This is a genomic window from Nostoc sp. LEGE 06077 (genome assembly GCF_015207705.1).
In the GTDB taxonomy this organism is placed as follows: Bacteria; Cyanobacteriota; Cyanobacteriia; order Cyanobacteriales; family Nostocaceae; genus Nostoc_B.
Genome location: NZ_JADEWI010000008.1, coordinates 127,283 through 146,327 on the forward strand (window position 1 = coordinate 127,283; position 19,045 = coordinate 146,327).

The 19,045-nt window shown below is 42.2% G+C and carries 23 protein-coding genes; 11 read left to right on the plus strand and 12 right to left on the minus strand.

Translation table 11 applies throughout. From position 1 onward, the window contains the following. Positions 1-5: 5 nt before the first annotated feature. Positions 6-1,481, minus strand: a complete 1,476-nt coding sequence (gene cobQ / locus IQ244_RS08220) for a cobyric acid synthase CobQ (protein ID WP_193891902.1) — start codon at positions 1,479-1,481, stop codon at positions 6-8. A 242-nt stretch (positions 1,482-1,723) separates the two neighbouring features. After that, positions 1,724-2,128 carry an Npun_F0494 family protein gene (locus tag IQ244_RS08225; RefSeq protein ID WP_193891905.1) on the minus strand — a complete coding sequence of 135 codons (405 nt, stop codon included), beginning with the start codon at positions 2,126-2,128 and terminating at the stop codon, positions 1,724-1,726. A 180-nt stretch (positions 2,129-2,308) separates the two neighbouring features. Here IQ244_RS08225 and IQ244_RS08230 point away from each other — a divergent pair, with 180 nt between their 5' ends. Then, positions 2,309-2,746 carry a peroxiredoxin gene (locus tag IQ244_RS08230; protein ID WP_193891908.1) on the plus strand — a complete coding sequence of 146 codons (438 nt, stop codon included), beginning with the start codon at positions 2,309-2,311 and terminating at the stop codon, positions 2,744-2,746. Between the two features lie 210 nt (positions 2,747-2,956). Here the strand turns inward: IQ244_RS08230 and IQ244_RS08235 are convergent, their stop codons facing one another. The 6 genes from IQ244_RS08235 to psb34 all read right to left on the minus strand — a co-directional run bounded on the left by IQ244_RS08235 (position 2,957) and on the right by psb34 (position 6,955). Beyond that, positions 2,957-3,367 carry a hypothetical protein gene (locus tag IQ244_RS08235; protein ID WP_193891911.1) on the minus strand — a complete coding sequence of 137 codons (411 nt, stop codon included), beginning with the start codon at positions 3,365-3,367 and terminating at the stop codon, positions 2,957-2,959. Between the two features lie 43 nt (positions 3,368-3,410). Then, positions 3,411-4,289, minus strand: a complete 879-nt coding sequence (locus IQ244_RS08240; RefSeq protein ID WP_193891914.1) for an ABC transporter permease — start codon at positions 4,287-4,289, stop codon at positions 3,411-3,413. A gap of 94 nt (positions 4,290-4,383) precedes the next feature. Then, positions 4,384-5,403 carry an ABC transporter ATP-binding protein gene (locus IQ244_RS08245; protein WP_193891917.1) on the minus strand — a complete coding sequence of 340 codons (1,020 nt, stop codon included), beginning with the start codon at positions 5,401-5,403 and terminating at the stop codon, positions 4,384-4,386. 220 nt (positions 5,404-5,623) lie between these two features. Beyond that, complete coding sequence (gene rpsU, locus IQ244_RS08250) at positions 5,624-5,812, minus strand: 30S ribosomal protein S21 (RefSeq protein WP_015115835.1); 189 nt, start codon at positions 5,810-5,812, stop codon at positions 5,624-5,626. Positions 5,813-6,129: 317 nt separating this feature from the next. Next, the gene (locus tag IQ244_RS08255; RefSeq protein WP_193891920.1) at positions 6,130-6,444 is read right to left on the minus strand and encodes an RNA recognition motif domain-containing protein; all 315 of its coding nucleotides are present in this window, start codon (positions 6,442-6,444) and stop codon (positions 6,130-6,132) included. Between the two features lie 340 nt (positions 6,445-6,784). Then, positions 6,785-6,955, minus strand: coding sequence for a photosystem II assembly protein Psb34 (gene psb34 / locus IQ244_RS08260; RefSeq protein ID WP_193891923.1), 171 nt, complete (start codon positions 6,953-6,955; stop codon positions 6,785-6,787). 90 nt (positions 6,956-7,045) lie between these two features. On the opposite strand from psb34, the gene IQ244_RS08265 reads away from it, so the two are divergent. Together IQ244_RS08265 and IQ244_RS08270 are read left to right on the plus strand one after the other, a co-directional pair. After that, the gene (locus IQ244_RS08265) at positions 7,046-7,339 is read left to right on the plus strand and encodes a hypothetical protein (protein ID WP_193891925.1); all 294 of its coding nucleotides are present in this window, start codon (positions 7,046-7,048) and stop codon (positions 7,337-7,339) included. Beyond that, positions 7,326-8,648 carry a DEAD/DEAH box helicase gene (locus IQ244_RS08270; protein ID WP_193891927.1) on the plus strand — a complete coding sequence of 441 codons (1,323 nt, stop codon included), beginning with the start codon at positions 7,326-7,328 and terminating at the stop codon, positions 8,646-8,648. Before IQ244_RS08265 ends, IQ244_RS08270 begins: the two co-directional genes overlap by 14 nt. A gap of 6 nt (positions 8,649-8,654) precedes the next feature. Here IQ244_RS08270 and IQ244_RS08275 read toward each other — a convergent pair whose 3' ends face one another. Beyond that, positions 8,655-9,056, minus strand: a complete 402-nt coding sequence (locus tag IQ244_RS08275; protein WP_193891929.1) for a DUF2809 domain-containing protein — start codon at positions 9,054-9,056, stop codon at positions 8,655-8,657. 144 nt (positions 9,057-9,200) lie between these two features. Here IQ244_RS08275 and IQ244_RS08280 point away from each other — a divergent pair, with 144 nt between their 5' ends. Further along, positions 9,201-9,554: a hypothetical protein gene (locus IQ244_RS08280; RefSeq protein ID WP_193891931.1), complete on the plus strand. Its 354-nt coding sequence runs from the start codon at positions 9,201-9,203 to the stop codon at positions 9,552-9,554. A 12-nt stretch (positions 9,555-9,566) separates the two neighbouring features. After that, on the plus strand, positions 9,567-9,782 hold the full coding sequence (locus IQ244_RS08285) for a hypothetical protein (RefSeq protein ID WP_193891933.1): 216 nt from the start codon (positions 9,567-9,569) through the stop codon (positions 9,780-9,782). A 204-nt stretch (positions 9,783-9,986) separates the two neighbouring features. Here IQ244_RS08285 and ald read toward each other — a convergent pair whose 3' ends face one another. After that, on the minus strand, positions 9,987-11,078 hold the full coding sequence (ald, locus tag IQ244_RS08290) for an alanine dehydrogenase (RefSeq protein ID WP_193891935.1): 1,092 nt from the start codon (positions 11,076-11,078) through the stop codon (positions 9,987-9,989). Positions 11,079-11,388: 310 nt separating this feature from the next. Here ald and IQ244_RS08295 point away from each other — a divergent pair, with 310 nt between their 5' ends. From IQ244_RS08295 to IQ244_RS08315, 5 genes are all read left to right on the plus strand, one after another. Further along, a complete protein-coding gene (locus tag IQ244_RS08295) occupies positions 11,389-11,559 on the plus strand; it encodes a hypothetical protein (RefSeq protein WP_193891937.1) in 171 nt (56 codons plus the stop codon). A 400-nt stretch (positions 11,560-11,959) separates the two neighbouring features. Then, complete coding sequence (locus tag IQ244_RS08300) at positions 11,960-12,253, plus strand: hypothetical protein (RefSeq protein ID WP_193892098.1); 294 nt, start codon at positions 11,960-11,962, stop codon at positions 12,251-12,253. A gap of 148 nt (positions 12,254-12,401) precedes the next feature. Continuing rightward, positions 12,402-13,409 (plus strand): WD40 repeat domain-containing protein, encoded by a 1,008-nt coding sequence (locus IQ244_RS08305; protein WP_228058806.1) that lies wholly within the window; start codon positions 12,402-12,404, stop codon positions 13,407-13,409. Between the two features lie 226 nt (positions 13,410-13,635). After that, entirely contained in the window at positions 13,636-14,457 is an 822-nt protein-coding gene (locus IQ244_RS08310; RefSeq protein WP_193891941.1) for an RnfABCDGE type electron transport complex subunit D, read from the plus strand. 14 nt (positions 14,458-14,471) lie between these two features. Beyond that, positions 14,472-15,848: a DUF2330 domain-containing protein gene (locus IQ244_RS08315; RefSeq protein WP_193891943.1), complete on the plus strand. Its 1,377-nt coding sequence runs from the start codon at positions 14,472-14,474 to the stop codon at positions 15,846-15,848. Between the two features lie 87 nt (positions 15,849-15,935). Here IQ244_RS08315 and IQ244_RS08320 read toward each other — a convergent pair whose 3' ends face one another. Both IQ244_RS08320 and aqpZ read right to left on the minus strand, forming a co-directional pair. Continuing rightward, positions 15,936-16,304 carry a 2TM domain-containing protein gene (locus IQ244_RS08320; protein ID WP_193891945.1) on the minus strand — a complete coding sequence of 123 codons (369 nt, stop codon included), beginning with the start codon at positions 16,302-16,304 and terminating at the stop codon, positions 15,936-15,938. 490 nt (positions 16,305-16,794) lie between these two features. Continuing rightward, a complete protein-coding gene (gene aqpZ, locus IQ244_RS08325) occupies positions 16,795-17,562 on the minus strand; it encodes an aquaporin Z (protein WP_193891948.1) in 768 nt (255 codons plus the stop codon). A gap of 348 nt (positions 17,563-17,910) precedes the next feature. Here aqpZ and IQ244_RS08330 point away from each other — a divergent pair, with 348 nt between their 5' ends. Next, on the plus strand, positions 17,911-18,561 hold the full coding sequence (locus IQ244_RS08330; protein WP_193892100.1) for a sigma-70 family RNA polymerase sigma factor: 651 nt from the start codon (positions 17,911-17,913) through the stop codon (positions 18,559-18,561). Positions 18,562-19,045: the final 484 nt, after the last annotated feature.

Sequence of the window (19,045 nt, forward strand, 5' to 3'; positions counted from 1 at the left end):
GCTAATTACGACAAAAACTGTGTTAAGTCTAGATGGCGTTCTACTTCAGTCGCCAGCGAGTCTAAGATTTGTTCTCGCTGTTCTCGGTAGTTGGCTACACCTGTGGGTAAGGATTTTAAACCTCGCTGTTGACGCAGGCGATTTAACCAAGCACGTCGCCAAGGGCCGTTGTCAAACAATCCGTGCAGATAAGTACCCCAAACTGATTGACAGCTATCCACCAACCCTAGGTTAACATCATCAAATAACGCTTGAAACGCTTGACTATCTGGTGGCTGTTCGATGCGCGATCGCCCTTGGTGAATTTCAAACCCATTGACTGGCAAGCCTGCTTGGGGATAATTTGAGCTAACTTGGCGCTGACGCGCAATTTTTTGTCCGGTAATTACAGTTCTAATCGGTAATAAATTCAAACCCTGAAATCTGCCAGCTTGTCCTTCTATCCCTTCAGGGTCAGCAATAATTTGTCCTAACATTTGATAGCCGCCACAAATCCCTAAAACTGTCCCACCAGAAGCGGCATAATTTTGGATTGCTTCTGCCATACCGCTTTTCTGCAATAAAATTAAGTCGGCAATGGTTGTTTTTGTCCCAGGAAGAATTACCGCATCTGGGTGTCCCAAGTCTTGTTTTGGACTTAGATATCTGACTGAGACTGTTGGTTCTGATTCTAGGGGGTCAAAGTCGGTAAAGTTGGCAATTCTCGGTAAGCGGATGACAACTATATTTAGGTCAGCTTGAGTTTTTTGTGATTTTCGATCTAGTAAATCTAGAGAATCTTCGGCTGGAAATATTTCTTGAAAGTAAGGCAGAACGCCAATCACAGGTTTTTTGGTGCGTTCTTCTAGCCATTGTATGCCTGAATCTAAAAGCGATCGCTGTCCTCGAAATTTGTTAATGACAATACCTTTAATCAAATCCCGTTCATCTGGGTCAAGTAACTCTAAAGTCCCTACTACATGGGCAAAAGCACCACCACGCTCAATATCAACAACTAAAATTGTTGGTGCATTTAGATACTTGGCTATCCGCATATTTGTTAGGTCGCGGTGCTTGAGGTTAATTTCTGCTGGACTCCCTGCACCTTCGCAAACCAACATATCAAATTCGGTGGATAGATGCTGGAGAGATTCTTCTATCGCCCGCCAACCAAGGTCGAAAAATTGCTCGTAGTAATCTGCTGCTTTGACTCGCCCTACAGGTCTACCTTTAACAATTACCTGGGAAGTCATATCACCTTGGGGTTTCAGTAAAATGGGATTCATTTCTACCCAAGGAACCACCCCAGAAGCCCAAGCTTGTACCGCCTGTGCATAACCAATTTCTCCCCCATTCGCAGTGACATAAGCATTTAAAGCCATATTTTGACCTTTAAAGGGAGCCACTCGCCAACCACGCCGTGACAACAAACGGCAAATAGCAGTAGTTAACAGTGATTTCCCTGCGTGGGATGTTGTTCCCACTACCATAATTGCTTTCATACTTAATGTCGGTTTTTTATAAGAGGTTGGAATATTCAATTATGAACGGCTGACATCGCAACCCGCTCATCACTGTTATACGCTAAGAAGCTGACAAATGCCCTACTGTACTTAGGTAAGTCTCATCAATAATCTGGCAAAATTCGTCAGATGTTGATGAAGAATTTATATTGGGTTTGATGCTTCTGTAGATATATTGTTCCCTTTTGTAACCTAAACATTAACTCTCTCGATTTTCAATTCTAAAAAGGTAGTCTAAACCACTGGATGCCTGCATTGTACAGGTAATCTCGCCAGGAAGGGGCAGGCCAATTCTGTCCTTGATATTTTTCTATAAGTTGATGACCCAAAGGCGTAAGGCGAAAACCATCGGTAATTCCTTGTCCATCAACTTCTCGACGCAATACCCCGACTTGGATTAACCAGTCCAAAGCGTTATAACAAGTCAGTTCTGATACAGGACGCTGAGTGTAGCCGTGTTTGACACCATGTTCTAGGGCGATCGCATTTATTGACACACTCTGCTCACGCATGGCTGCAAATAAACCAATAGTAAAGGGTGAACAACACAGCGATCGCTCTGCCCTGGTTACGGTGCTAGGAGTGTAAGTGAAGGTTTTTGCGGTCGGGAAATCAAGGTTAGCCATTTGCGTATGTTGTTTTTATTGGACGAAAAATTAGGTATTTTTATAGTATTGGTGACTTAGTTTTCCGAAAGTTTTCTCAATATTGGTATTTACACTGTTTTGCAAACAAATCATTTAATCATTGTAAATTATTGTAAAATTTCAAAGTCATCAACAAACACCAAACAGGAAAGGTTCATTATGCCTCTAGCAGTTGGTACGGATGCACCTGCATTTACCGTCAAAGATACGAATGGCAACACTGTCTCATTATCTGATTTTGCAGGTAAGACAGTTGTTTTGTATTTTTATCCCAAAGATGACACTCCAGGCTGCACCAAACAAGCCTGTAGCTTCCGCGATGCTCAAGAGCAATATCAGGGTAAAGATATAGTTGTTTTGGGTGTGAGTGCCGATGATGAAGTGTCTCATCAAGCTTTTACCCAAAAATTCAATCTGAACTTTCCTTTACTAGCAGACACCAATAAAACTCTCATTCAAACTTATGACGTTGATGGTGGTGGTTATGCCAAGCGTGTCACCTATGTCATCGACCCCAATGGCAAAATTGTTCATGTTGATGCCAACGTGAATACATCTAACCACGCCAGCGATATTTTAGCTGCACTGGGTCTGTAATTAATGTCATAGCAGAAGGCAGAAGGTAAAAGCATGATTTTTCTCGACATTCAAGCTTTCAAAATGTCTTTACCTTTGTGACTACAGCTATCAATCAATCCAAAATCCAAAATTGATTAACCTCACCTTTGATCTTTATTTCCTGGTACTGACGGCAAAACCTTGCTTCAGTCAAGGATTTATCGACAAGGTGAGGTTTTTGCATTTGATTCAGTTTTTTGCTGGGACAATTTGCACGGGAGATATCACACTGGGAGATGTGATGGCTGGTAAACCAGGAACTGCTTGTCCAGAAGTATTGTTTGCCGGCTGATTGGGATTTTGTTTGAGCGCCGCACGCTTTCTGTTTAATTCAGCTACTGCTGAATTTAATTCGTCATCTTTTTGTTGAGAATTCCAGTTGAGATTACCAAGTTGAGCGCGATGAATTAAGTCAAGGGGATTTAAGTTACCTGAGTTATTCGAAAATGGATTGGTATTATCTTGGGAATTATCACCAGGATTGGCATCAATTGTATTCAGTTGAGCCAGACTCGGTTGTGCTGCGAGAAAAGAGACAAAGCCAATGCCTGCTAAAGTAGCCACACAGAAGCTTTTAACTGATAAAAGTGATTTTTGCATGAGATTCTGCTCTAATATGCTCCAACGACACCATGTTTTTATCTTAAGCAAGAGTTCGTCGTAATTGGGGTTGAATGCTGACTAAGGAAACAACAGCAAAGCCTAACAAAACTAATAAAGCACCACCAAAGGTAACATCACCCCAAAATGCTTGCATCACAACACTACTTAGTCCCCATTCTTGATGAAGATAAAGGTAGCGAATCGGTTCAATTGCATAGCTGAGAGGGTTAAGAGTAGCCACAACTTGTAACCACTTGGGCATGAAAGATAAAGGCGCTAAAGCAGTGCTGGCAAATAGTAAAGGCAGGTTAGTAACAAAAATTACCGCAATCAGTTCAATGTGTCCAGGTAGAGCAAAAGCTAAACCCAGAGAAATAGCCGTTACGCCCAACGCCAAAAGAAAGACGATGAGAGCGATCGCACCCAACCCCGTTACATCTGGTAAGCCTGCACCTAAAAAGGCTGCTGCACCGACAATTACAGCTGCTTGCAGCAAACTTTGACTAATAATAAAGATAGCTGAAGCAAAGACAATCGAAAACCGCGATGCCAGGGGAGCGACTAATAAACGATTCAAAAAGCCGAATTCGCGGTCAAACATCACAGGCAATCCGGCGTTCAAGGCTCCGGCAAAAGCTGTAAAAACAATTACACCAGCAGCCAAAAACTGACCGTAATTTGTTGTACTCCCGAATAAACCTTTGGGTGCATTTTGGAATAACGCGCCGAATAATACTAGCCACATGACAGGCTGAATAATTCCCGCCAATAAAGTTGAAGGACGGCGTTGGAGTTGAATAAATAAGCGCCGGGTTAAAGCCAGGGTTTCTTGGATTAAGTCACCCAAAAAATTAGGTGCAGCATCAGCAGGTGAGGCTAGTTGCTGCCAGTTGACATCAGATTTAGGAGTTACACTCATAAGATTTTGTAATTAGTCAATGATCAATAGTCAATGCTCAAGGATCAAAAATGCTGGACTATGGACTTTTGACCCTTGACTCTGGGAAGCATTTCTATCTCATATTTTGCTTCTTTTCTGCTTTGGGATCACGGTTAGCCACGGCGGCTAGTTCTGCATCCATTAAGGTGCGTCCGGTGGCGGCGAGGTAAACATCATCTAAGCTAGGGCGAGATTGAGCGATGCCGAATATTGGTAAGCTGGCATGATTGAGTGTTTGCTGGATGGTAATTAAGGCATCATTTTGGGGTGTGACTACCAAGTTGAGAGAATTACCTTGAGCGCTGTTGATGATGATTTCTTGGACAAAAGGCAAAACTTGTAAGAGTTCTTTGGCTTTTTCGGCTTCCTCAAGGGGAGAAAATTCCCGAATGCGTAAGGTAATGCGATCGCCTCCTACCCTATCTTTTAATTGTGAGGGTGTACCTGTGGCAATGACAATCCCACGGTCTATAATAGCGACGCGATCGGCTAGTGCGTCAATCTCTTCTAAATAATGGCTGGTAATTAATACTGTAGTGCCTGATACCCGCAACTTCCGCAGAAAATCCCACACAACAAAACGGCTTTCGATATCAAGTCCTACCGATGGTTCGTCCAATACCAATACATCCGGTGCATGGAGTAGCCCAGCTGCTAAGTCTAGACGTTTGCGTAAACCACCAGAATAAGTTCCTGTCTTTTTATCAGCGTATTCTTGCAAACTCAGTAAATCTAAAACCGTCTGAATTCGCTGTTTTGCTACCGCCCCAGGGAGGTGATAAAGCGCTGCTTGTAATTGCAGCAGTTCTCTTCCAGTCAGCACTTTATCGATAGCGACTTCCTGCGCTACATAACCGAGTTTTTGCCTTGCTACTCTGGGGTTATCCAACACAGAAATGCCAGATACTTCGATTTTGCCCGCATCTGGAGTGGTGAGGGTACATAAAGCACGCAGAGTAGTTGTTTTACCTGCACCGTTGGGGCCGAGTACACCAAAAATTTCTCCTGGTTCTACTTCAAAAGAAACATCCTTGACGGCTTCAACAGTACCGTAGCGCTTTTGCAGATTTTGAATTAAAACGGCGGGAGCCATGACAGCCAATCCCTAACTATACAATTCGCAACAAATTCTATATATATTGTAGTTGAGTAGTGTGAGGTGAAGCGATCGCTAGGATACGACTCCTTTATTTTATCGCCGTAGCCACTTAGGTTAGGAAAGTGTTAATTGCTTGATAAATTAGGAAATCCCACTGACAGCATAAAAAAACCCTCATAGTATTATGAGGGTTTTTGATATTTATAATCAATTCTTAAGTGCGAAAACGTCTTTTACCCTGCTTTTGCAAGGCAAGTTTTTTGCGCTTGGATTTTTCAATAGGTGTTTCAAAGTGACGATGCTTCCTCATATCTTGAAAAATTCCCGCCTTGGAAACTTCTCGTTTAAACCGGCGTAAGGCTGATTCAAGGTGTTCATTTTCACCCACTATGATTTGGGTCATTATCTCTCCTATCAAATTAAATTCATCAATGGACTGAGCAGGCATTAACAGTGTAAAAAAAAGATAAACTTATTGCCTGATCTATTTCAGAGGATGTCTGAATAAGTATCAAATATTTATTCTGATCCCCCTTAAATAAGGAGCCACTGCAACTTGGAGCAAGTGGCGTGGATTTAGAGGGATTGGCCAGTCTTAAATACAACACCAAAAAGTTTCAGACATCCTCTAACAATTAGCTCTTCAAATTTCTGGTTTTATAGCAATTACCAATCAAAGGAGGTATGTCTTCCCTGGCCTCAATGACAACGCTATAAAGCTTAGTAGCGGTTACGTCCGCCACCGCCACCGCCACCGTATCCGCCGCGACCACCACCAGAAGAACCTCTGTCTTCTCTGGGCTTGGCTTTGTTAACTTTGAGTCCACGACCCATCCATTCAGCACCATCAAGAGCTTCGATAGCAGCAGCTTCTTCAGCGTCTGTTCCCATTTCCACAAAAGCAAAGCCACGCAGACGGCCTGTTTCCCGATCGGTAGGTACTTGTACCCGCTTTACAGTACCGTATTCTGCAAAAACGCCCTTGATATCATCTTCTGTAACATCATAAGAGAGGTTGCCTACATAAATTGACATTGATTATCTCCAAAATTCTTTAGTGTGTAGAGATTTAAATTTCGGAGAAAACTCTGTAAATACTAAAAGGTAAAAGCCTGTCAATACTAACAACAAAAATGCTCACCGAATTAACTCTCGTTTTCTAAGATGACATAGAAGACAATTTTCTGCATCCCGTAAAGAGAAGCATTATTTGCACCTAGTATGGCAGACTATCCTCGTACTGACTACAGTCAAAGGATTACAGATCTCTTTACAAGCGCTTACCCCAACAAAAAACCTCGGTGTTAAGTACCAAGGAAATTAGGAGAAGCCCAAATAGCGATGAGTAATATAACGTAACTGAAGTTAAAAAATTTTAGCTAACACCCAAGGCAACCAACACTAAAGCAGTAACGAGCAGGGTGACAACTGCACCTTGTAATTTGTAACGATTTTGCTTCTCTTGGTTGGGATATTCAGCGTAGTCAAGTTGGGGTTCAGTTGGGTAGTTATTCAAAATGCCGGTTCCGTTAATGGTGGTATACATAGTTTTTTCTATATTTGTTACTTTATGTAAATCAATTTAATTTTATTGTTACAAATGGTCAGCAGCACTTGACAATCAGTAGTAAATACTATGCCTAAAATAAGCTTATCTAAGGATGATTGGAGTTTACTTGATGGCACAGGAGATGTAATTCACGACAAACAAGCTAATTTTGAAATAACATCAAGTGTTTATGACTATTTTGGTGTAGTCATAGGATTACAATATAGACTGCACTCTGTTAGAATGCAGAACTGCGGCATTCGCTCTCAGTCTTTGCGCTACTGCCCATCCCCCCTTCAAACCTTTGTGCGTCCGCCTAAGACTGATGCCGCCAGTGGCGACAGGCCGATGTTATTTACGGAGTTCTATGTCTTTTTCTGATCTCGGCTTGTCCAATGAAATCATCCTTGCTGTCACCGAGCTAGGATACACTAAACCCACGCCAATCCAGATGCAGGCGATTCCTGCTGTCTTGTCAGGGCGTGATTTGCTGGCTGGGGCGCAAACTGGGACTGGCAAAACTGCCAGCTTCACCTTGCCACTGTTGCAAAAGTTGTCGTCTGACAAAAGCGTTAAAAGCTCATCTAATGAAGGCTTCCCTATTCGGGCGCTGATTCTCACCCCGACTCGTGAATTAGCCGCACAGGTAGAGTTAAGTGTGCGGGAGTATGGCAAGTACCTAAAGTTGAACACGATGGCGATGTTTGGCGGAGTCAGCATTAATCCACAAAAAAAGCTGTTGAGGGGTCGAGTGGATATTCTGGTCGCTACTCCAGGGCGACTGCTAGACCATGTACAGCAACGGACAGTAAACCTGTCAAATATTGAGTTTTTAGTGCTGGATGAAGCAGACCGGATGTTGGATATGGGTTTTATTCGTGATATCCGCCGCATTCTCTCGCTTTTACCCAAGCAAAGACAAAACTTACTATTCTTCGCTACCTTCTCGGACAAAATCAAGGAACTAGCCACTGGGCTGCTAGATCACCCAGAGATGATCGAGGTGGCACGTCGTAATGTTACGGCCGACACTGTGACACAGAAGGTCTACAAAGTAGACCGTGACAGAAAGTGCCAATTACTTGTTCAGCTGATTCGGCAAAATAACTGGTATCAAGTGCTAGTTTTCACGCGGACAAAGTATGGTGCTGATCGTCTGGTGAAGCAGTTGACCCAGGAGCGTATTCAAGCACTGGCTATCCACGGCAATAAGAGTCAGTCGGCGCGTACCCATGCTCTGGCAAAATTCAAGAACGACAGTTTACAGGTATTAGTGGCAACAGATATTGCAGCACGAGGTTTGGACATCAATGAACTGCCTCATGTGGTCAATTTCGATCTGCCCAATGTCCCAGAGGATTATGTTCATCGTATCGGTCGCACTGGTCGCGCTGGTGCATCAGGTAAAGCGGTATCCTTAGTATGTGCCGATGAATACAATCTGTTGGCAGATATCGAAACGCTGATTGAACAGCGATTACCGGTGGAAGTGGTTAGTGGCTTTGGAGTTAATGCACAAATCAAGCCTGAGCCAATTGTCGATGAACGCAAGCATAGACCCAAAGGGAGAAAGCGTCCAGATCGCTCTCACAGTAAACCGTTGCCACAAACATCAGCGAAAAAATCGTCCCGGCAAACGGTTAAAGGTAGTAAAAATTCTGATGAGCGTCCTGATACATCACATCGTTAGGCTAAATTATTTTAGCTTTAATCCCCGAACTATCAGCCGCAACCACAGCCATCCTAAGCCACTCCCCGTAAAATAATAGGTAAAATCTGCCCAAGTGAAGGCAGTGCCAAGTAACATTTTTCCCCACCAAAATGAACGTACCCAATTGAGGAATGGTGGATGCCACAATTGCATAAACTCTATCAAGGAAGTAATGACTAATACCCATAACGGGATTTGCCACACGGAAGCGCGAGTGGCTACAAATAAAAAGGCGAACAAACACCAAAATATCTGATAAAAAATCCCGCCTACTTCTTGGTTTAACCACGAAATAGAATAGCGATAGTGGCTGTATAAAAGTCCAATAGGGAGGATAAGAGCTAGAGAGAGAATTGTTCGCCAGCGAATGCTGCTCAGGAGTGGCATTATTTAGGGTTTCCCATAAATTATTTCTCCTCATAATATTCAAGATAGTCATTATCTGTCACCTGATACCATTTTGTGGCAATAGATTAGACTTGTTGTCCAAATATTGAAAAGCAATAATTTTATGCCTCACGCAAAGAGGTATTGGGTAAAACCGTTCTTGTTCGCGTAAGGTATGATGACACGCCTGTTGGTCTCCCCCCCAAACCATCCCCAGCACAGCAGAACCTACCAGCTACTTCTCCCAAGGTGATTGCTTCAAAAGAAACTAACACAGTTGTTGATCAAGCAAATCCTTTTACAATAGATATCTCATCTGAAAGGTTAGAGCAACTTGGAGTTTTAAAAGGTATCATCCCAAATTTACCAACTCCCAAAGAATATACAGTCAAAATTGATGTGACTTACACTGGTCAACCCTACAATATCTACGAAGTATATCTAAATCTGCCCAATCAAGACTCTAGCAGTGATATCAGTTCCTTCTTTGTTGACTGAATTTCTTTCTTTGTGCCACCTACTGATAAACCAGTCACCACAACTTTTAGTCCCGACATTACAGATGAATTGATTGAACAGGTAAATAAAGGGCTTCTGCAAGTTGGTAGTAAAAATCTCACCCTTTCGATTCGCAAAATTTTTGGTAATGACAATAAGTCAGTGACATTTAAACGGATTGCGCTGTATGAAGAAGAACAACAAAAAATAGCAAATAACACTAATTGACAATAAGTTCAGCAAATTACCGCTGCGTTTTATAGATTATTGGATTCGTTATTCTCGATTGAATTTAGTAGCGACAATCGTATCTTGGTTTTGCTACAGACGATAAATCAGTAATCATTGAACGGATTGTAATTGCCATTGAATATTTGGTTGAAATAATTTAGATGGCTCAACCTGATAAAAAGTTGAGCCATTTATGTTTAGCTAATTTACCAAATCAGGAAATACTTCTTGCACCGCCGGATGTACAAGGCGATGATTCTGGACGTTGACACCTTTGGCTAAGGATGGGTTAACATCTAGGGCTTTGATGCCTAGATTTGCTAACTGGACAACATAAGGTAATGTGCTGTTGTTGAGGGCTTGAGCTGATGTCCAAGGTACTGCTCCTGGCATATTAGGAACGCCGTAATGTACCACACCTTCTTCGATGTATACGGGGTTTGTATGGGAAGTAGCGTGTAAGGTTTCCACACAACCGCCTTGGTCAACTGCAACATCAACAATTACTGACCCAGGCTGCATTTGTTTGACTAATTCGCGAGATACTAAAATTGGCGCTCTGCGCCCTAGGACTAAAACAGCACCGATAAGTAAGTCAGCTTCTTTAACCGCAGCTTCTATGTGGGCGGAGTTACTATAAAGTAATTCAACTCTAGAACCGAACAAAGTTTCTAAATAAGATAAACGTTCTACATTTACATCTAAAATCTGCACAGTCGCACCCATCCCCACAGCAATTTTCGCTGCTTCTGTGCCGACTACACCACCGCCTAAAATTACAACTTTACCTGCTTTAACACCAGGAACACCGCCTAAAAGGACTCCTCTACCACCTTGCTGACGTTCTAGGAATCTCGCGCCAAACTGCACTGATAGGCGACCTGCTATGACACTCATAGGTGTGAGTAGGGGTAGTCTGTTAGGGCCAGGTTGTTCGACAGTTTCGTAGGCGATCGCACAGGTGCCACAATCAATTAGATGCTCGGTTAATTTGCGATCGGCTGCCAAATGCAAATATGTAAACAATATTTGCCCTTTTTGCAAAAATTTATATTCGCTTGATAGCGGCTCTTTGACTTTAACTACTAATTCTCGATTCCAAGCTGCTTCTGCGGCAGAGACAATTTCTGCACCAGCACTGATGTAATCTGCATCTGTAAAACCAGCACCATTACCTGCTTGTGTCTGGACAAAAATCTTATGCCCATTTTCGTGTAACACTCGCACACTAGAAGGACTTAAACCTACTCGAAACTCTTGGTCTTTCGTTTCTTTGGGAACGCCAATTTCCATATAACGCCTCTGATGAATTTTTGGTTTAATTTAGCCTGCCAGTCTCGGACTGACACTTCCGTATTAGATATAGCTATCTACAACCTTAGTTTTCCCTTTCACGGTAACAAAGCTGAAAACTCTTACCCTTGACTATTGCCATAGTTGACTACAATATATAAAGAATAATTACAAATTGTTAAACGAGCATTGGCACAGCCACATTTGAGAAGCTGCTAGAGCTTTCAAGTTCTCTTGCTCAAACCTTACAAAAGTGCTGATTTAACGTTTTACATTCAAGTCCCGTTTGCCGAACAGAGGTTTTTTGAACATGACACAACCACAACCAACAGTTACACCCAAACTAGAAGATCCCAAATTTGGTTTTAATGAATATGCCGAACGCCTGAATGGTCGGGCGGCGATGATTGGCTTCGGCTTAATGGTTGTCATTGAATACCTCACCAATCAAGGTGTGTTATCTTGGCTCGGTCTCAAGTAGTCACGACTTACATCCAACGGTGAGTTGTTGATATTGGGTGTAAGAGTTTTGCTAGTTCACATCCCTACACCCAATATCAACCCTTGATTCTTGCTATCACAAGATCAGCAGTAGTACTGCTGCCACAACGCAGAAGCTTGTAAGTTGTAAGCTAGTAAGTAGAACAGTGTTAACCAGTTGGTATGTTCATCTGGTTAACACTTTCTCCAGAGAACTATCTCGTAAGATTTGCTGTCTATAACTTTGTAGGGTGGCAAATATGCTAGAAGGCTAATTGTTACACTTCCTCACCTACTGATAAAAATTATAATATTTAGATGTCTTTTTTATAAAGGGCAAGGCACAGGTGAGGTATTCTCGGTAAACTGACACAAAGGTGATTTGGATAAACCAAGCTGTGATGAATGCTGCATTACCTCGTTTTTTGAAATCAGCCTACAGAAAAGAGCCAATTATCAGTATCTTGATAACGATGGGCGTAGTAGATGCTGTGATTGGTGGATTTGATGATAGTTGGTCATTGTTAGCTCTTGGGTTAGGAACAGCAGGTATCAGTCTCGCCTTTAAGTTGTGGCGAATGCAGCAGCATCGCCCAATACCAGAGGAACCAGTGGTACAACATTACTTACCTTCTCGTTCGTCTAGTCCGACGCTACCGATACTGACTGTTACCAAGAAAAAACCACCCCGTTAACTTAGTGCTAAGTGCTGAGTCGGAAATGTTGAGTCACAATTGGGAAATAAATTGACTTAACTATTGAAACAGTGAGGAAAAACTTGTGAGGAGTGAGGGAAAAATAGGGAGTGGCTCTCAGCTACGCCCATATATTGTTTTGGCATTTATGGCAGCATTGACTCTGCCAGTAGCTATTTGGCAAAATTCTGAGCTTGATACTGCTCATGCAGCGATCGCCCAAATACCAGATTCCCAAACTCGCACTAACTTTGCTAATCCCCAGCTAATTTATAGCTTGGTGGGACACGCCGGAACTGTTAAATCTCTAGCTTTTAGTCCAGATGGCAAAATTCTCGCCAGTGGTGGAGCCGAAAATGATGGTGCAATTCGCTTATGGAACCCTTTAACTGGCAAAAGGTTAGCGAATAGTAAAGCACATAAAACATCTGTAGAATCTTTGGTGATTGCACCTAATGGTCAAACCCTAGTTAGTTGTAGTACTGACCACACAATTAATCTTTGGAATCTGAAAAATAATAAATTTCGTCGTTCTTTTGTCGGACATACTAGTAATGTCTTATCTTTAGCTGTATCGCCTGATAGTAAAGTTCTTGTCAGTGGGGCTTTAGACGGAATTCGGGTGTGGGATTTGTTACAGCAACGCCCGTTGACCACACTCATCAAAGTTAGTGACTCAATTTATACAGTGGCAATAAGTCCAGATGGACAGACTGTCGCTAGTGGAGATAATAAAGGCAAAATCAAGCTTTGGGACTTGCAGACGGGAAAATTAATTCGGGCATTTTCAGCACATTCCCAAGCTGTGAACTCTGTAGCTTTTACACCAGATGGTACAACCTTAATCAGTGCCAGCCGCGATCGCACCATCAAAATTTGGAATATCCAATCAAAGAGCTTAGTCCGTATCCTCAAAGGACATAATAACTGGGTAAATGCGATCGCCATCAACCCCAACGGCCAAACCCTAGCCAGTGCTGGTAGAGATGGGATTAAATTGTGGGATTTAACTACAGGCGAGTTATTAAATACACTTTATGGGCATAGTGATTGGGTCAGTGCGATCGCTTTTAGTCCTGATGGGCAACTTTTAGCTAGTGGTGGTTTTGACGGCAGAGTCAACATTTGGGGAACCATCCGACCAAAACGTAACTAAGGAGGCAGGAGGAAGAAGGCAGGAGGCAGGAGGTAATCCCCATAAATAAATTTTCAAGACAGAGGTAAGAATTATTTGCCAAAACCTTCTGCCTCCTGCCCTCTGCCTTTCTTTGGTAAATTGCCTAAATCTTGTTTGTAACAAAATCTGTAACAGCAATGGTATTTGAACTTTTACTCGACTAGATTGGGGAAAAATCTCCGGGTAATCCCTGAATATAGGGGTAATGTTGCTGAAAGATATACGGGACTATCAAATTCTATTTCTGGGTTCATTTCTGGCCTTGGGAATTGGCACAAGGGACTGGACACTGCGACCAGAAATGATTGCTGTGGCGATCGCATCTTGTTTATCAACCCAGTGGATATTGTCACTGGTGAAGAGGAAAGAACAAAAGCTAAATCTGCGTAGTGCGTTGATTACTGCCCTTGGACTCAGCTTACTATTGCGGGTTGACCATTGGGCAACAATGGCATTAGCCGCAGTCAGTGCGATCGCTAGTAAATTTTTCTTGAAAGTAGGCGATAAACATTTCTTCAATCCAGCCAATTTTGGCATCATCACAGTCTTAACTCTCACCTCCGATGCTTGGGTATCACCAGGACAGTGGGGCGAAGAATGGTGGTATGGGCTGTTATTTGCCGGGACTGGCGGCCTGATTCTGCAAAGAGTTGGTCGTTGGGATACCACGGTAGCTTTTTTAGGTTCCTACTCTCTGCTAGAAGCCATCCGCAACCTCTATTTAGGTTGGACTTGGGATGTGTATTGGCATCGGTTAATGAGTGGTTCCTTGCTGCTGTTTGCCTTGTTTATGGTGACAGATCCGCGTTCCATTCCCAACGCCAAAAGCGGGCGGGTAGTTTGGGCTATCTGTATCGCCAGCTTAACTTTCATCCTGAGAAATAATTTCTTCGTTTCCACAGCGGTGTTTTGGGCATTATTTACCCTTGCACCGTTGACCATTGTGATTGATTGGCTCTGGTCATCTCCCAGATTTTCTTGGCTAGAAGCTAGGGAAGAAGATAAAACTCAAAACTCAGCACTTTAAAAAAGAGGTATAAAATGAAGCGATTTCGACTGATAATTTCATCATTAATCACAGTATTAGCTGTGCTGTGTTTTGCCCCGACAGCCTGGGCATTTTGTGGATTTTATGTTGCTAAAGCCGATAGTAAATTATATAACCAAGCATCTCAAGTAATTTTGGCACGGGATGGTGATCGCACTGTTTTAACTATGGCTAATGACTTCCAAGGTGAAGTCAAAGATTTTGCAATGGTTGTACCTGTGCCAACAGTCTTAAAAAAAGAGCAAGTCCGCATTGCTCCACCCAAAATTGTCGAGCGTTTAGATGCTTTTAGTGCGCCGCGCTTAGTAGAATACTTTGACTCTGATCCTTGTACTGAATATGACAGGGTACTTAACGAAGCCGTACCCGCGCCAGCCGCTAGAGCTAGAGCCGGAGCAGCCAGAGGTAGTGCGAATGATTTAGGCGTAACAGTCGAAGCACGTTTTAACGTCGGCGAATACGACATTGTGATTTTGAGTGCTAAAGAATCGGGCGGACTAGAAACTTGGCTCAATCGCAACGGTTACAAAATGCCCAGAGGTGCGAAACAGCTACTTAAACCATATGTTCGCTCTGGCATGAAATTCTTTGTTGCCAAAGTCAACCTCGATAAATTTGAGCAATCTGGCTATCAGTTTCTCCGTCCGCTACAAATTTCTTATCAATCACCCAAGTTCATGCTGCCCATTCGTTTGGGGATGATTAATGCCAATGCAGCCCAAGATTTAATTGTCTATGTCCTCTCACCCAAAGGGCAAGCAGAAATCACTAACTACCGTACCGTGAAAGTTCCCTCTGATGCCAATGTTCCTGTGTTTGTTAAAAATGAATTTAGTGATTTCTACAAGTCCATGTTCCAAACGGCATATCTCAAAGAAGACAGAAAGGTAGCTTTCTTAGAATACGCTTGGGATATGAGTAGTTGCGATCCTTGTTCAGCCGAACCGTTGAACCAAGAAGAACTTAAGCAAGCAGGTGTATTTTGGCTAGATAATAATGCCAATGATGACGTAACAGCACCGCCAAACTTCCGCCGTCGTCCGTTTCCCAGTAGCAATGTGTTCATCACCCGATTGCACGTCCGCTACACCCGCGACAAATTCCCAGAAGACCCAATGTTTCAAACTACCTCTAACCAAGAATCTTTTCAAGGAAGATACATTTTACAGCATCCCTTTACAGGTGAACTCAAATGTCAAGCTGGTAAAGAATACAAGCGGTCTTTATCTCGGCGGTTTGAACAAGAAGCCCAAACTTTGGCAAAGCTTACCAATTGGAATATCCAAGATATTCGCCGCAGAATGAAGTTGAGTTTGGGTGATTTGAATTATTCTTGGTGGGAAAATTTTGTGTCCTGGTTGGGAATGTAGTTGAGCAAAGCTGGGTGTAAGGTTTTGAACACTACACCCCTAAACCCCTGACTAAAACTATTGATTGGTCGTTGCACTGTGTAAATCCTATTGTTGTAGGTAAACACTGGCAGCATGGAGAGCAAGACCTAATCCCCAACCCAAGAGAGGGTAAATTGCCCAGAAGTAACCAGGACTAACTACCAAATTCAACACAATTAAAAAAAGATTAATCACAAGAAAGCTAATCAAATGAGGCTTGATTTTTTGTAGGCGGTGAGAGTTAGATGTTTGCCGCCTTTTCATGATTTCTTTCTCCTGTTGCCATTGTTGTTGTGCTGTTTGCAGGCTGACAAAGGAAATGCCCAGTTCTGCTGCCATTTCTTGTAACTGCTGTTCGGAAAAATCTTCTTGTTGCTTATCAGCCATTGCTCGCTGAAGAATCTGCTGCACATCTTCTGGGCGAAAGGAAGTCATAGATTTATGCTCCTAGATTCCATGTTGGATTGTGACAGAGTTACCAAAAATCTTTTTTGGCGTTCCATCTCTCGCCATCATTGTGCAAATTGGTGTAAGATTTTGTGCTTTCAGAACCTTTTCAGGCTATTTTGCTAGAATTGATGACTCTTTTCTTCCCCTAGCTGTATCAGTGCGGTTTTTGATGGGAATAGGTTTTATTGCAGATACTAAACTAAACCAAAAGCTGGCATATTCCCATAAAATGCTTCGTAGTTGACTAGTCTAATGATGTAGGTTTTATGGCAGATACCCAAAGGTGAAGTTTAAAATTAGCCTGACAAAACTAGAAGCACACCGTTTTTCCTGTGTTATTAAATGCTGAGATAGCATATCAACAAAAGGCAGTCGCACCACTACCAAAAAAAATACCTCCATATTCTGGAGGCAATGTCCTTCATGTTATTCAAAAGTCATAGCAGAGATTATTTCTTAGGTTGCTTTTTCCTGACTATCGTCGCGAATAATCTTCGCGTTCTGCCTCACCTACAACTGGTGCGCCTGATTCACCCAAAGCCTTTGAATAGAATAGACCTGCCAATATCGCACCTAAAATTGGAGCTACCCAAAACAGCCATACTTGCTTAAACATTTCTACACCAGCAAAAAGTGCCGGGCCAGTGCTACGAGCGGGATTAACCGATGTATTCGTTATGGGTATGCTGACCAAATGAATCAATGTTAATGCCAAACCAATAGCAATTGGTGCAAAGCCCTTTGGCGCACGACCATCTGTTGCACCTAAAATCACAATTAAAAAAATAAATGTAAGTACAACCTCTGTAATAAAGCCAGCAGCCAGCGAATAGCCTCCAGGAGAATGTACTCCAAAACCATTTGTCGCTAATGGATTAGAACCAGAAAGCATAAATCCTGGTTTACCAGTGGCAATTAAATAAACTAGACCTGCGGCTAATATTGCTCCCAATACCTGAGCAATAATGTACGGAAGCAATTCAGAGCCAGGAAAACGCTTTCCTGACCAAAGACCAAATGATACAGCTGGGTTAAAATGGGCACCGGAGATATGACCAACTGCGTAGGCCATAATTAGCACCGTTAAACCAAAAGCCAGAGCCACACCTACAAAGCCAATTCCTAATTCATTGGCTTTCGCGTCTGGAAATGCTGCTGCAAAAACAGCACTTCCACAGCCGCCAAGAACTAGCACAAATGTCCCAACGAATTCTGCAAGACATCGTGTTAAAAGCGACACCATATATAGCTCCTTGCTGAAGCAGCTGATTAAAAGTGTTAAAAATTAAGCGTTAAGAAATGTCTTTAAATCTTTTAACTACAGATTTAACACCAACATCGTTAAATTTACCAGCTTTTATCCACCCCAATAAGAACTCTAGCAACTCTTAACAAATAGGTGACTCAGAGGTTAAGATCTGTGCCATTATCTAACGGGAATACTTTACTCTGTCTAAGTTCTTGTTGTTGTTCAAGGGCGAAAGCGACAACTGTTTGCTGCGACAAAATCTTCGAGATGCAAGGTTAATATCTGGAGTGCCTTTGTAAGCAATACTTAGTATATTCTTGCTTTTTTGTTGCTGAAATTGCCATTATGGAACTTGATGAAGAGTTACGCAACTTAGTTACTCAAGCCTGCGGCTACCCTCCTGGAAGCCCACAACGTCAAAAGCTGCTTACGCAAATCATCCGTTTAACTTCAGGCAGACTTTGGCGAGAAAGTACTCCTTATTATCAAGATGCACTGCAACAAACTTGGTTATATTTCTGCCGTAATGTTTGTGATGGTTTAACTGGTCAGACCTATGACCCTGCTTATGGTACTGTAATTACTTGGCTGAATGCTTATCTCAAACGCAGACTCCAGGATTTTTACCTTAACCATCATCGAGAACAAGCCTTAACAGTTCCTCTACAAGTTCGCCAGTCTTGGTCAAGTGGAAGTAAAGAAACTATTGATTTTACTGACAATCTCCAGGCTACACCTCAAGTCCCGGCAATTCTCGAAAATGTAGAAACATGGGCAATGACCGATGTTAACGGAGAATTAGGCACTATTCATATTAAAGGTCGCCCAGATGTGACTTGTCAGGTCTTGATTCTCAAACGCTTACCACCAGAAGTCAGCTGGAAAGAACTCTCAGAGGAATTTGGATTACCTATTCCTACCTTGAGTAGCTTTTATCAGCGTCAATGTCTGCCACGCTTGCGAAAATTCGCGGAATCAGAAGGTATTTTATGAAGTCAGAGAATTGCAGGTTAGTTTAGACTTGTTGGCGTTATTGTTAATAATTTTATGAGCGTCAGTTTTCTTGTTACACCGCAGGTGTTCCCTAGATGTACTTGGCACAAGCTATAAGACATTAGCTTGCAAGTCTTTACTTCATCTTTATGAATCGCTAAAATATAGTATAAATAGTATCAGGCATTATTTGAGATTATTCCGTTTTTATGTAAAAAAAATTATTTTTATTATGTAAAAATACTTAAAAAAGTTGATTATTTTTTACTTAAGACTCTTAAGAGCAAAGATAGAATTATCGGCTGTGGGTAAGATCATTTTGATTTGCTTATATTTTGCCACTTCTTTCTATGTAGATTCTCGCTGATCCTGAACTTTGTTTATTCCCAAAGTTTCCCGATTCCAGAAAATTTAATTGAATATTTCCCCACGTCCCTAGAGGGCAGAACAAATCCAAACTCCAAAATTTAACTTACTCAAATCC

What these genes read in the sequence shown, in the direction of transcription:
- IQ244_RS08310 (WP_193891941.1), top strand. Translation starts at nt 13,636, where the DNA reads ATGTTGCTGAAAGATATACGGGACTATCAAATTCTATTTCTGGGTTCA.
- IQ244_RS08295 (WP_193891937.1), top strand. Translation starts at nt 11,389, where the DNA reads ATGACACAACCACAACCAACAGTTACACCCAAACTAGAAGATCCCAAA.
- IQ244_RS08255 (WP_193891920.1), bottom strand. Translation starts at nt 6,444, where the DNA reads ATGTCAATTTATGTAGGCAACCTCTCTTATGATGTTACAGAAGATGAT.
- IQ244_RS08265 (WP_193891925.1), top strand. Translation starts at nt 7,046, where the DNA reads ATGCCTAAAATAAGCTTATCTAAGGATGATTGGAGTTTACTTGATGGC.
- psb34 (WP_193891923.1), bottom strand. Translation starts at nt 6,955, where the DNA reads ATGTATACCACCATTAACGGAACCGGCATTTTGAATAACTACCCAACT.
- IQ244_RS08270 (WP_193891927.1), top strand. Translation starts at nt 7,326, where the DNA reads ATGTCTTTTTCTGATCTCGGCTTGTCCAATGAAATCATCCTTGCTGTC.
- rpsU (WP_015115835.1), bottom strand. Translation starts at nt 5,812, where the DNA reads ATGACCCAAATCATAGTGGGTGAAAATGAACACCTTGAATCAGCCTTA.
- cobQ (WP_193891902.1), bottom strand. Translation starts at nt 1,481, where the DNA reads ATGAAAGCAATTATGGTAGTGGGAACAACATCCCACGCAGGGAAATCA.
- IQ244_RS08230 (WP_193891908.1), top strand. Translation starts at nt 2,309, where the DNA reads ATGCCTCTAGCAGTTGGTACGGATGCACCTGCATTTACCGTCAAAGAT.
- aqpZ (WP_193891948.1), bottom strand. Translation starts at nt 17,562, where the DNA reads ATGGTGTCGCTTTTAACACGATGTCTTGCAGAATTCGTTGGGACATTT.
- IQ244_RS08305 (WP_228058806.1), top strand. Translation starts at nt 12,402, where the DNA reads ATGGCAGCATTGACTCTGCCAGTAGCTATTTGGCAAAATTCTGAGCTT.
- IQ244_RS08320 (WP_193891945.1), bottom strand. Translation starts at nt 16,304, where the DNA reads ATGACTTCCTTTCGCCCAGAAGATGTGCAGCAGATTCTTCAGCGAGCA.
- IQ244_RS08240 (WP_193891914.1), bottom strand. Translation starts at nt 4,289, where the DNA reads ATGAGTGTAACTCCTAAATCTGATGTCAACTGGCAGCAACTAGCCTCA.
- IQ244_RS08225 (WP_193891905.1), bottom strand. Translation starts at nt 2,128, where the DNA reads ATGGCTAACCTTGATTTCCCGACCGCAAAAACCTTCACTTACACTCCT.
- IQ244_RS08235 (WP_193891911.1), bottom strand. Translation starts at nt 3,367, where the DNA reads ATGCAAAAATCACTTTTATCAGTTAAAAGCTTCTGTGTGGCTACTTTA.
- IQ244_RS08275 (WP_193891929.1), bottom strand. Translation starts at nt 9,056, where the DNA reads ATGCCACTCCTGAGCAGCATTCGCTGGCGAACAATTCTCTCTCTAGCT.
- ald (WP_193891935.1), bottom strand. Translation starts at nt 11,078, where the DNA reads ATGGAAATTGGCGTTCCCAAAGAAACGAAAGACCAAGAGTTTCGAGTA.
- IQ244_RS08315 (WP_193891943.1), top strand. Translation starts at nt 14,472, where the DNA reads ATGAAGCGATTTCGACTGATAATTTCATCATTAATCACAGTATTAGCT.
- IQ244_RS08300 (WP_193892098.1), top strand. Translation starts at nt 11,960, where the DNA reads ATGAATGCTGCATTACCTCGTTTTTTGAAATCAGCCTACAGAAAAGAG.
- IQ244_RS08245 (WP_193891917.1), bottom strand. Translation starts at nt 5,403, where the DNA reads ATGGCTCCCGCCGTTTTAATTCAAAATCTGCAAAAGCGCTACGGTACT.